9 protein-coding genes and 1 other RNA gene are annotated in these 12,237 nt (G+C 69.8%); 9 read left to right on the top strand and 1 reads right to left on the bottom strand.

Features of this window, described 5'->3' with window-relative positions:
- Positions 1–32 precede the first annotated feature (32 nt).
- Both prfB and M2163_RS21535 read left to right on the top strand, forming a co-directional pair.
- On the top strand, positions 33–1,139 hold the full coding sequence (gene prfB / locus M2163_RS21540) for a peptide chain release factor 2 (RefSeq protein ID WP_280851171.1): 1,107 nt from the start codon (positions 33–35) through the stop codon (positions 1,137–1,139).
- 294 nt (positions 1,140–1,433) lie between these two features.
- The gene (locus tag M2163_RS21535) at positions 1,434–2,096 is read left to right on the top strand and encodes a hypothetical protein (protein WP_280894760.1); all 663 of its coding nucleotides are present in this window, start codon (positions 1,434–1,436) and stop codon (positions 2,094–2,096) included.
- Between the two features lie 105 nt (positions 2,097–2,201).
- Here the strand turns inward: M2163_RS21535 and M2163_RS21530 are convergent, their stop codons facing one another.
- Positions 2,202–2,393 (bottom strand): hypothetical protein, encoded by a 192-nt coding sequence (locus tag M2163_RS21530; RefSeq protein WP_164433342.1) that lies wholly within the window; start codon positions 2,391–2,393, stop codon positions 2,202–2,204.
- 238 nt (positions 2,394–2,631) lie between these two features.
- Between M2163_RS21530 and ftsE the strand changes: the two genes are divergently transcribed.
- The 7 genes from ftsE to M2163_RS21495 all read left to right on the top strand — a co-directional run bounded on the left by ftsE (position 2,632) and on the right by M2163_RS21495 (position 12,142).
- A complete protein-coding gene (ftsE, locus tag M2163_RS21525; protein ID WP_125191296.1) occupies positions 2,632–3,321 on the top strand; it encodes a cell division ATP-binding protein FtsE in 690 nt (229 codons plus the stop codon).
- A gap of 42 nt (positions 3,322–3,363) precedes the next feature.
- Positions 3,364–4,281: a permease-like cell division protein FtsX gene (gene ftsX / locus M2163_RS21520; protein ID WP_280851173.1), complete on the top strand. Its 918-nt coding sequence runs from the start codon at positions 3,364–3,366 to the stop codon at positions 4,279–4,281.
- A gap of 68 nt (positions 4,282–4,349) precedes the next feature.
- The gene (locus M2163_RS21515) at positions 4,350–5,522 is read left to right on the top strand and encodes a S41 family peptidase (RefSeq protein WP_280894759.1); all 1,173 of its coding nucleotides are present in this window, start codon (positions 4,350–4,352) and stop codon (positions 5,520–5,522) included.
- Between the two features lie 91 nt (positions 5,523–5,613).
- The gene (smpB, locus tag M2163_RS21510) at positions 5,614–6,159 is read left to right on the top strand and encodes an SsrA-binding protein SmpB (protein WP_280854189.1); all 546 of its coding nucleotides are present in this window, start codon (positions 5,614–5,616) and stop codon (positions 6,157–6,159) included.
- A 98-nt stretch (positions 6,160–6,257) separates the two neighbouring features.
- Positions 6,258–6,644: a transfer-messenger RNA gene (gene ssrA / locus M2163_RS21505) on the top strand.
- A 267-nt stretch (positions 6,645–6,911) separates the two neighbouring features.
- Positions 6,912–11,771 (top strand): ricin-type beta-trefoil lectin domain protein, encoded by a 4,860-nt coding sequence (locus M2163_RS21500; RefSeq protein ID WP_280894758.1) that lies wholly within the window; start codon positions 6,912–6,914, stop codon positions 11,769–11,771.
- A gap of 83 nt (positions 11,772–11,854) precedes the next feature.
- Positions 11,855–12,142 (top strand): hypothetical protein, encoded by a 288-nt coding sequence (locus tag M2163_RS21495; protein WP_280851176.1) that lies wholly within the window; start codon positions 11,855–11,857, stop codon positions 12,140–12,142.
- The last annotated feature ends 95 nt before the right edge of the window (positions 12,143–12,237 follow it).

Genomic DNA, 12,237 nt, shown 5'->3' with positions numbered 1-12,237 from the left:
CGTCGGTTGCCACAGCCGTTAGGCTGGAGGGCGTGGCAGTCGTCGATGTATCCGAAGAGCTCAAGTCCCTCTCCTCGACCATGGAGTCGATCGAGGCCGTTCTGGACCTCGACAAGCTGAGGGCAGACATCGCCGTGCTCGAGGAGCAGGCGGCCGCGCCGTCCCTGTGGGACAACCCGGACGAGGCGCAGAAGATCACCAGCAAGCTGTCCCACCTCCAGGCCGAGGTCAGGAAGGCGGACGCGCTGCGCGGCCGCATCGACGACCTCTCCGTGCTGTTCGAGATGGCCGAGGAGGAGGACGACCCGGACACCCGTGCCGAGGCCGAGTCCGAGCTCGCCGCCGTCAGGAAGGCGCTGGACGAGATGGAGGTGCGGACCCTCCTCTCCGGCGAGTATGACTCCCGTGAGGCGCTCGTCAACATCCGCGCCGAGGCCGGCGGCGTCGACGCCGCCGACTTCGCCGAGAAGCTGCAGCGGATGTACCTGCGCTGGGCGGAGCAGAAGGGCTACAAGACCGAGGTCTACGAGACGTCGTACGCCGAGGAGGCCGGCATCAAGTCGACCACCTTCGCCGTGCAGGTGCCGTACGCCTACGGCACGCTCTCCGTCGAGCAGGGCACCCACCGGCTCGTGCGCATCTCGCCCTTCGACAACCAGGGCCGCCGCCAGACCTCCTTCGCGGGTGTCGAGGTCCTGCCCGTGGTCGAGCAGACCGACCACATCGAGATCGACGAGTCCGAGCTGCGCGTGGACGTGTACCGGTCCTCCGGTCCCGGCGGCCAGGGCGTCAACACCACCGACTCCGCGGTCCGGTTGACCCACCTCCCCACCGGGATCGTCGTCTCCTGCCAGAACGAACGCTCGCAGATCCAGAACAAGGCGAGCGCGATGAACGTCCTGCAGGCCAAGCTGCTGGAGCGGCGCCGCCAGGAGGAGCAGGCCGCGATGGACGCCCTCAAGGGCGACGGCGGCAACTCCTGGGGCAACCAGATGCGTTCGTACGTCCTGCACCCCTACCAGATGGTCAAGGACCTGCGCACCGAGTTCGAGGTCGGCAACCCCGAGGCTGTGTTCAACGGCGAGATCGACGGCTTCATCGAAGCCGGAATTCGCTGGCGCAAGCAGCAGGAGAAGTAACTTTGTCGACTTGACCACCGGTCCGCAACTGCCGCCCCACGGGCGGCAGTTTGCTTTATGTCTGGGTTTTACATCACACTCACAGACCGCTTTCCCCGGCAAAGAGCTCTTACCAGGACATCGCGCCCGCAACGGCCTTGACGATGCTTTGAAAAATGGGAAGGGTAAAGCGTGGCATGCGTATCTCTGGGGCGCATGTGAACCGGGGGACATCAGCACACAGCTACCTTCCTCCGTCGATCACGGCCCCGAGCGCCGCCTCATTGACGATGAGCTACTGGGGGTAGCAACCACATGACGAAGAAGACGCGGATCCGTATCGCGCGCATAGCCGCCGGTGCCGTGATCGCGGCCGGTGCCTCGCTGACCGCCGCCGGCGCCGCTTCCGCGCTGGAGATCGGCGTGAGCGTGGGCGAGAGCGGTGTCGGTGTGAACGTCGCCACCGGCGACGACGACCCGACCGACCCGGGCACGGAGATCCCGACCGACCCGGGCACCACACTCCCCACGGACCCCGGCACCGAGGTGCCGACGGACCCGGGAACCACGCCGCCGGTCACCGAGGAGCCCACGGACCCGACCGAGGAGCCCACCGAGCCCACCGAGGACCCGACCGACCCGGGCAACGGGAACGGGAACGGCAATGGGAACGGCAACGGGAATGGCAACGGGAACGGTAACGGTAACGGCAACGCCGGGGGCGGTGGCAACAGCAACACCAACCCCGACGGCGGCTCCAACGCCTCCACCCAGGAAGAGGGCTCCTCGGCCCTGACCGAGACCGGCACGGACACCACGTCCAACACGTCGGCCCAGGGCAACGGGCAGGAGCTCGCGGAGACCGGTGCCGGTCAGACCGCGTTCCTGGTCGTCGGTGCCGCCACGATGATCGCCGGCGGTGTCGGCTTCCGTCTGCTGCCCCGCCTCGCGGGCGGTCGCGGTGGTGCGGCCGCCTGACGGTGACGTCCGGTAGCCGCGCACCCGCTCAGCGTGCGCGTGCGTGAACGACGAAGGGCCCGGAGCGTGTCCGCTCCGGGCCCTTCGTATGTCCTCGGTCGCCGCCTAGGCGGTCTGGTGCGCCAGCAGGGCCACCGCCGCGATCAGGACAGCGAGCAGGGCGATCAGGGCCGTCGGGTTCAGGCCCGCGAAGAGGTTCTCCTGCTGCAACCGCTCGCGGTTCGCCCGGCACACCGGGCACCGGCCCTCGCTCACGGGCGCCGCGCAGTTTGCGCACACCAGGCGGTCGTACGTCATGCGCGTCACCCTTCTTGCGAATACGTTCCACAGGGAGAACGCCTCCCGGCCGGAGAACGTTCCCCTCCCTACTGTGCCAGGTTCCTCCGGGGGTCGCCTGGCCGCTGCCGGAGACGGGGGGTTCCCAGGTGGGCACAAAACCGCCCAACCGCTACGCAACCCGAACCGGCGCCTGCGCTCGTGCACCCGGTTCGCGTATGGTCACGCTCATCTACCCCCGGCCTACCGTGGTGCATCCGTGATCCGATTCGACAACGTATCCAAGGTCTACCCCAAGCAGACCCGCCCCGCACTCAGGGATGTCTCCCTGGAAGTGGAGAAGGGCGAGTTCGTGTTCCTCGTCGGGTCCTCCGGCTCCGGAAAGTCCACCTTCCTGCGGCTGATCCTCCGCGAGGAGCGGTGCAGCCAGGGACAGGTGCACGTGCTGGGCAAGGACCTCGCCCGCCTGTCCAACTGGAAGGTGCCGCAGATGCGGCGCCAGCTGGGGACGGTGTTCCAGGACTTCCGGCTCCTGCCCAACAAGACGGTCGCCGAGAACGTGGCCTTCGCCCAGGAGGTCATCGGCAAGTCCCGCGGTGAGATCCGCAAGTCCGTGCCGCAGGTGCTCGACCTCGTCGGGCTCGGCGGCAAGGAGGAGCGGATGCCCGGTGAGCTCTCCGGTGGTGAGCAGCAGCGCGTGGCGATCGCCCGGGCCTTCGTGAACCGGCCCAAGCTGCTGATCGCCGACGAGCCCACCGGCAACCTCGACCCGCAGACCTCCGTAGGCATCATGAAGCTGCTGGACCGGATCAACCGGACCGGCACGACCGTCGTCATGGCCACCCACGACCAGAACATCGTGGACCAGATGCGCAAGCGCGTCATCGAGCTGGAGAAGGGCCGCCTCGTCCGCGACCAGGCACGCGGCGTCTACGGCTACCAGCACTGACCGCCGTTCGAAGAGTCCCCGGAAAGGCCTGAAGAAGACGCCATGCGCGCCCAGTTCGTACTCTCCGAGATCGGTGTCGGTCTCCGTCGCAACCTGACGATGACGTTCGCGGTCATCGTCTCCGTCGCCCTGTCGCTCGCCCTGTTCGGCGGGTCGCTCCTGATGAGCGACCAGGTCGGCGCCATGAAGGGCTACTGGTACGACAAGGTCAACGTCTCGATCTTCCTCTGCAACAAGAGCGACGCCGAGTCGGACCCCAACTGCGCCAAGGGCGCGGTGACCGACGACCAGAAGAAGGACATCCTCTCCGACCTGAAGAAGATGTCGGTCGTCGAGACGGTCGTCCACGAGTCCCAGGACGAGGCGTACAAGCACTACAAGGAGCAGTTCGGCGACTCCCCGCTGGCCGCGTCCCTCACCCCGGACCAGATGCAGGAGTCGTACCGGATCAAGCTGAAGGACCCGGAGAAGTACCAGGTCATCGCGACCGCCTTCAACGGCCGTGACGGCGTGCAGTCCGTGCAGGACCAGAAGGGCATCCTGGACAACCTCTTCACGATGCTGAACCTGATGAACAGGGCCGCGCTCGGTGTGATGGCGCTCATGCTGATCGTCGCCCTGCTGCTGATCGTCAACACGGTGCGCGTCTCGGCGTTCAGCCGTCGGCGGGAGACCGGGATCATGCGGCTGGTGGGCGCGTCCGGCTTCTACATCCAGGCGCCGTTCATCATGGAGGCCGCCGTGGCCGGCGCGATCGGCGGCGGGCTCGCCTGTGTCTTCCTGGTCGTCGGCCGCTACTTCACCGTCGACCACGGCATGGCCCTGGCCACCAAGCTCAACCTGATCAACTTCGTGGGCTGGGACGCCGTCCTGACGAAGCTGCCGCTCATCCTCGCCGCGAGCGTGCTGATGCCCGCGCTGGCCGCGTTCTTCGCGCTGCGCAAGTACCTGAAGGTGTGACGCATGCCAAGAGGGCCGTACGGTCAACCGACCGTGCGGCCCTCTTGCGTTGTCCTAGACTCACCGGCATGTCGGGCCGAGATCTGTTCTGTCAGCCCCGCCGCATCCGCCGCGGGGCGGCCCTGACATTGGTGTTCGCGAGCGTCCTGGTGGCCGGCGCGGCGACCGGCTCCTTCCCCGAGGCCGAAGGCGGCGACCTGAAGTCCTCGTCGGACACGGCCCGTTCGGCCGCCCCCGCGGGGCACCACGAGGACGTGGCCGAGGCGGCCGAGGAGGCCAAGGCCGACGGCGCGTCCCCCGTGGAGGCCGCCGAGCGTGCCGTCAGCCGCAGCGGGGACCGCTGGGGGGCCGTCTACTCCCGTGGCGAGTACGAGGAGTTCGAGGAGGCCCTCGACGGCCGGTACACCGGCGTCGGCCTGTGGGCGCGGCGCGAGCGGGACGGCCGTATCGAGGTGACCCGGGTGAGCTCCGACTCGCCCGCGGCCGCCGCCGGTATCCGCGTGGGCGACCGGCTGCGCAGTGTCGACGGGGAGCGGGTGGACGGGCATCCGGTCACCGAGGTGGTCTCCTTGCTGCGCGGCGACGCCACGGACGCGGCCGCCGGTACGGCGGTGCGGCTCGGCCTGGAGCGCGGCACGCACGTGTGGACGCAGACGGTCCGGCGTGCCCGGCTGTCCACGGACTCGGTCGCCGTCCGGGAACTCGGCGACGGGATCACCGTCATCAGGATCGACTCGTTCACCAAGGGAGTCGGGGACGAGGTACGCGACGCCGTCCGGGACGCCCCGGCCGGCGGCGGCATCATCCTCGACCTGCGCGGGAACTCCGGCGGCCTGGTCACCGAGGCGGTCACCACGGCGTCCGCCTTCCTCGACGGGGGACTGGTGGCGACCTACGACGTCGACGGGACCCAGCAGGCGCTGCACGCCGAGCCCGGCGGGGACACGAGCAGGGCGCTGGTCGCGCTGGTCGACGGCGGGACGATGAGCGCGGCGGAGCTGCTCACCGGTGCGCTCCAGGACCGGGGGCGGGCCGTGGTCGTCGGGTCCCGTACCTTCGGCAAGGGCTCGGTGCAGATGCCCAGCCGGCTGCCGGACGGGGCCGTGGCCGAGCTGACCGTGGGGCACTACCGCACTCCGTCGGGGCGCGGGGTCGACGGGCGGGGGATCACGCCGGATCTGGAGGCCGACGACCGGGCCCTCCAGCAGGCGGAGACGGTGATCGGAGGGCTGGGCGACTAGCGCCGGTCCCGGGGCCCGCGCCTCCGCCGGATAAGCACTGGTCTCCAGACCCCTTCCTAGTGCGAAAATGGGCAGCACTATGAGCAAGGGAATGTACGTACCGAAGGAGTCCCAGCCGAAGCAGGGCGGCGGGGGCGGCAAGGCGCGGGACGGCGAGAAGGGGGGCAAGCGGAAGCTGGTCGCCCAGAACAAGAAGGCCCGGCACGACTACGCGATCATCGACACCTACGAGGCCGGGATCGTGCTCACCGGTACCGAGGTGAAGTCCCTGCGTCAGGGGCGGACCTCGCTGGCCGACGGGTTCGTCCAGATCGACGGCGGCGAGGCGTGGCTGCACAACGCCCACATCCCCGAGTACAGCCAGGGCAGCTGGACCAACCACTCCGCGCGCCGCAAGCGCAAGCTGCTGCTGCACCGCGAGGAGATCGACAAGCTGGAGACGAAGGCCCAGGAGACGGGTCACACCATCGTGCCCCTCGCCCTGTACTTCACCAATGGCCGGGCCAAGGCCGAGATCGCCCTCGCGCGAGGCAAGAAGGAGTACGACAAGCGGCAGACCCTGCGGGAGAAGCAGGACCGGCGGGAGTCGGACCGCGCGATCGCGGCGGCGAAGCGGAAGCAGCGCGCCGCCCAGTAGGGCGGGCCGCCGGGAATGCGGTGGCATCGGCGTGCGTTGGTCACGTACGATGGAGTCAACACCGGCCGCGGTCGGTGGGCTGATTGACAACACAACATGGGGATGATCGGTTTCGACAGCGGCTGTTGAGGCAGGGGAAGCGTGTCGAGGAAGCGGCAATGATCTCGTAAACCATATGTCGCAACCAATAATCGCCAATTCCAAGAGCGATTCCCGCGTCTTCGCCCTCGCTGCCTAATAAGCAGTGAGCGAAGGCCCTAACGGGTGTCAGCCCGGGAGTGTTCCCGACCCGGACCCTGGCATAATCTAGGGGACTAAACCATTGAGCCCGGTCACGGGGTTCAATGGGAAATCAAACAGTGACTGGGCCCGTCGGCGACTTGTTCGCGTGATCGCCGGGGCCGAGAAAATCGCAGCGAACTGCACACGGAGAAGCCCTGGTTCTGCACCGTTGGACGCGGGTTCGATTCCCGCCATCTCCACTCGTCCCTCCGGGGACAACCCCATGTGGGCGAAGGCCCCGCTGCTTGACGGCAGCGGGGCCTTCGTCATGTCCGGTACGGGTTGTCCGGTGCCGTCCCCGATCGTCCCGGGCTTCACATGTTTCCCACATGTAACCCGGAAAACTCTTGTCCTGCACCCGACATGTATGTCTAAGGTAAACGCCGCGCCGGACGGAGCCGACCACTCCGCCACAGGGCGCGTCGAACGGCGACCGGGGGAACACCGTCGCCACGGGGAGGACAACCACCATGCCGAGACATCGGCTCTTCACGCATGCCCGGACGCGCTCCGGGCTCCTGACGCCGCTGCTGACGTCCGCCGTCGCAGTGGCCCTGATCGGTTCGGTGGCCGTACAGCCCGACCTGATCAGCCGGTACGCGGCCGACGACATGGCCGCCGTTGCCGCCTCGGACAGCGGTGACAGCTACGACGGCTTCGACGCCAAGGCCGCCGAACAGCTCCGCCAGGACCAGTGCCTGCTCGGCGAGACGCTGCGGATGGGCGGGCCGGCCATGTTCGGCGTCGCCCAGGACGGGCTGAACCAGACGCCGGACAAGCTGCACACGGCGGCGAACCGGTCGTACTGGGAGACCACTCCGCTGTCGACCGCGTTCGAGCAGGACCGGGACGCCGCCGACAAGGAGGGGTCCGCGCTCTACGACCACATCCGGGACTTCGAGATCTCGGGGCTGCCCACGCCCAGCGGTTTCCAGTCGAAGGCCGACTTCGAATGGCCGCCCGGGACGAGTGGCGACGACCGCCCGAACTTCTTTCAGCAGACCGGCATCTCCAAGTGGATCTGGGAGCAGTTCTGGAAGTCGGAGGGCGATTTCTACCGCGACCTGACCCCGAAGGCCGACGAGGCCACCGTCAAGGCGGTCAAGAGCCTGGGTGACCCGCTGTACGGCGGCGAACTCGACCCGACGCTGCCCAACTGGAATCAGCGGTACGAAGAGCACCAGGCCTACGACGGCCTGGTGAACTGGTCGATGGAGCCGACGTCCGCCGACAACGCCCGCCTCTTCCTGTCCTACGGCGGCTTTCCGCGCACCGCGCCCGAGCCCGGCAGCGTCGAGTACCGCATCGCCGTCGAGGACCTGAAGTCCCGGTTCGCCTCCTGCGCCTGGCGCACCCCGGTCGACCCGAACAAGGTGCTCGGCAGGGAGGTCGCCGCCGCGTCCGCCGAGTGGCAGCAGGAGATCGCCGCGCAGGCCGGCCCGCGCAACCAGATCCTGACCGCCAACAAGAACGCCACCAAGGCCCTCGCCGCCGGCTCCAAGGCGCTGGGTGAACTCCTCGGGCTGTCCTGGCGGGCCGACCACCTGGTCCGCTGGCAGGACTACTGGTCGGCCGGCGGCCCCGGCTGGATCGGCACCAGCCCCTTCGTCGTGCACGCCCACGGGGCGAGCGACAAGTGCCTGGACGTGGCCGGCGGCAAGAAGGACAACGGCACGCCCGTGCAGATCTACACCTGCAACGGCAGCGCCGGGCAGAAGTGGCAGATCGAGGCCGACCGCCTGGTCAACCCCAACTCCGGCAAGTGCCTGACCGTCAAGGGCGGCGCGAGCGCCAACGGTACGGCGGTGCAGATCTCCACCTGCGGCACCGGGGCCTCGCAGAAGTGGCAGTACGGCACCCACGGCACGACCCGGCTGTACAACCCGGGCACCGGCAACTGCCTCGACCTCGCCGACTACACCAACAGCCGTGACGGCCGCATGTGGGACTGCACGGGCAAGGCCCCGCAGCAGTTCGACATCGTCCCGTCCGGGCACCAGGGCGCCGACGACGACCTCGACTACCCCACCAAGGCCCAGTTCGACAAGGCGAAGCAGGGCATCACGGCCGCCCAGACCGAGGCGAAGAAGCAGGTCGACCTGCTCAAGGCCCAGGCCACAGCGGCGAAGACGGCCGCCACCACGTCGGACACCGCGCTGACCGCGGCGTACGGCATCGCCGACAAGGCGGGTGCCCCGCGCGGCCGCGGCCTGCTCGTCGGGCAGCAGAAGGCGCAGGTCACCAAGGCGTCGGCGGCCGCGCTGGACGCGCTCGCCAAGGCCGGTGACACCGCCTACGCGGCCACCCGCGCCGCCGCCGGGGACAGCGCCACCATCGCCGCCCGCGCGCTGACGCAGGCCGCGCAGTCCAAGGCCGCCTTCCGTACCGCGGCCGCGAACGAGGCCCGCGCGCAGGCGAAGGCCGCCGCCGACGCGGCCGCCGTACAGGCCCAGACCGCCAAGGCCGCCCGCGACCTCGCGAAGGCGAAGCTCGCCGAGACGCAGAAGGCCGAGGCCGACGCGAAGGCGGCGGCCGCCGACGCGCACGCCAAGCGGCTCGCGGCGGAGGCCGAGGCGGCGACGGCGAAGGCGGAGAAGGAGACCGCCGCGCAGAAGCAGGCCGAGGCCGCCCAGCACAAGCAGAACGCGCAGGGGTACGCGCAGACCGCCCAGGAGGCCAAGGGCCGGGCGGAGAACGCCGAGTCCACGGCTCGCGCCAAGCGGCAGGACGCCGAGGCCGCCCGGGACCGGGCCAAGGGCAAGCGGGACGACGCGTGGGACGCGGAGAGCCAGGCCAACGCGGCTCGCGCCAAGGCCGACGCCAAGGACGCGTACGCCGAGGCCCATGACTCGGAGTCGGACGCCAAGGAGTCCCGGGCCGCCGCCGACCAGGCGGACGCCGCCGCCGACGACGCGGAGTCGGCCGCACGCTCGGCCCGCTCCGAGGCGGACGCGGCCACCCAGGCCGCCGCCGACGCGGACGCCGCAGCCACCCGTGCGGAGGCCGCCGCCCGGCGGGCCCGCTCCGACGCGGACGCGGCCCAGGCCGCCAAGCTGCGGGCGGACGCGGCCGTCCGTACGGCGACCAGCGCCGCCGCCGACGCCATCAAGGCGTCCGAGGCCTCGGCGTCCGCCGCCCGCAGCGCGGTGGAGCTGGCCGACGAGGCCGAGAAGCACGCCGCCGACGCCATGAAGCAGGCCGACGCGGCGAAGGCAGAGGCCGCCAAGGCGGTCGCGGGCGCGGCCGACGCGGCCGGGCACGCCTACACCACCGCCCAGGCCGCGGAGGACGCCGGCAACGCGGCCCAGCAGGTGGCGGCTCCGGCGAACGACGCGATCCAGCTGGGCGCGCCGTACGTCACCACCGACTCGGCGGCGGGCCTCGCCGTGCTGTCGGGCCAGTCGTCGAAGACGATCGCCGAGCAGCAGCAGGCGGTCGCCGAGGCGCACGCGGCCAACGCGCAGAAGAACGCGGCCCAGGCGGCGAGCCTCGCCGCTGCGGCGACCGGTGACGCGAAGGCGGCGTACACGCTGGCGGCGGAGGCCGCCGGGTTCGCGGCCGACGCCCGCAAGTCGGCGAAGGAGGCGCTGGGTTACGCCGCCGAGGCGGCCCAGTACGCGGCCGACGCCCAGGCGTCCCTGGCCCGGGCCAAGGAGTACGACCGCCAGGCCACCGAGGACGCGGCCGCCGCCGACCAGGCGGCCGACCGCGCCGAGACCTACGCGGCCGACGCCCGCTCCTCCGCCGACCAGGCGGCCCTCGACGCGGAGGCCGCGCGCTCGGCGGCGGCGGAGGCCGAACAGGCCGCGAAGGACGCCCGCGCGGCGGCCGACCGCGCGGACGCGGAGGCGACGGCGGCGGAACAGGCGGCGAAGGACGCGCAGAAGTACGCGGAGTCGGCGCAGGAGGCGGCGACCCTGGCGGAGAACAAGGGGGCCAACGACCAGATCAAGAGCGGAGCCGGCACCGGCATCGACAACACGTTCTACACGGTTGACAGCACCCATGAGACGGGCCGCGAGACCAAGGGCTGCGATGACATCATCATGCCCAACGGGTGCACGCTGACCATCACCGTGCACTTCGACGCCACTGTCTCCTTCTACCAATGCGCAGCGGACCTGGACCCGAAGAAGTTCGGTTGCCCGGCACCGGACACGGAGTACCTGGCCACCAGGACGTTCCGGAACCTCAAGGCGGACATCACCCGTGACCTCTCGAACCTGGAGGTCAACCAGGGCATCGCCGACAGCCTGCGCAAGCAGGGGCTGAACCTGCTCTTCGGTGACTTCACCGGCTGCTACCACAAACTCACCGGCACGGGCGGCGGCTGGGGCGACTGTGCCTGGGCCGCGTCCAACTTCATCCCCGGCAAGCTCATCGAGAAGGCGATCGAGCCCCTCGTACGGCTGCGGCTCGCGGTCAAGTCGGGAGACGACCTCGCGGACGCCTGGAAGGCCCTCAAGGAGTCCGGTCTGGAGGACGACGTCCTGGCCGGTATCGGCAAGAAGGAGGCCGAGAAGCTCAAGAACACGGGTTGCCCGACCAACAGCTTCCCGGCAGGCACGCAGGTGTTGATGGCCGACGGGTCGCGCAAGTCCATCGACACGATCGTCCAAGGCGACCGGCTGCTGGCGACCGATCCGAAGACCGGCACCACCCGCCCGGCACCCGTCACCGCGACCTTCTCGCACCGGGCCGGCGAACTCGTCGAGCTGACCGTCTCGGCCGGCGGACGCCTGCTCACCACCCCGGGTCACCGGGTCTATGTGCAGGGCAGTGGTTGGAAGACCGTGAAGGAACTGCGCGCGGGCGACCGGCTGCGCACCCGCGACGGTGCGGTGAGCGCCGTGACCGGTCTCAGGACCGTGGCGGTGCCCCGCGCGGTGTGGGACCTCACGGTCGGCGATCTGCACACCTTCTACGTCCTCGCCGACGCCACCCCGGTTCTCGTCCACAACTGCGACGGCACGCTGCCCGACGCCCTGTACGACGAGATCGAGGCTCGCTACGGCCCGGACATCGCTGACGGCGTCGACTACAACGCCCGCCGGATGCACGACGGTTCGGCGAACTCCCTCGACCATGCGATCCCCGGCATCGGACACAACCTGAAGGCGCTCGGTGACTACCTCGCGAGCTGGCGCGGGAAGTTCACGTACCGTGACACCACGAAGGGATCGGAGGTCGTGTACGACGTGGCCAAGAGGGTGCTGGTGGTGAAGACGCCGTACAACATCCATGCCTTCCAGTACACGACCAAGCAGTGGGAGGACGGCTTGCAGGCGGGGCGGTACGTCCTGAAGAACCCGGGGGGCGGCACACCGTGAGAGACAGGCCGTTCGTACGTCGGGAAGGCACGGGTTTCTCCGTCCGATTCGCGGGAGCACAACGCCCGCTTGTCCACGGAGCGTTGCTGTGGCTCGCCCATCGGCGCGAAGGTGAACCCGCGCTGACGGTCCGGGCCGGGTGCGACAGGCAACGGCTGGAGCGGCTCGCCGGGATGGTCGACACCGGTGAGCAGGTGCTGCTGACCGTGGCAGACCTCCACGTCCTGCATGCCGTGCTGCTGTCCGTGCCCAGCATGTTCGCGTCGGAGGAGGCCTTTCACACGCAGCTCGGCTTCTACCGCGAGAACGCGCTCGCACTGGCAGACGGTCTGGTGAGGGCCGTCCAAGAAACGGTCGTGCCGGAAGGCTGATCGGCCGTACTCACAGGTGCCCCTTTCCCACCCGCGGGAGAGGGGCACCTGTGTCACCGGGCGTCACCTACGAGCAGGTGAACCGTGCGATCTGT

This window comes from Streptomyces sp. SAI-135, assembly GCF_029893805.1.
Classification (GTDB): domain Bacteria; phylum Actinomycetota; class Actinomycetes; order Streptomycetales; family Streptomycetaceae; genus Streptomyces.
The sequence above is the reverse complement of the archived record's forward strand: the minus strand, read 5'-3'. Positions and strand labels throughout refer to the sequence as shown.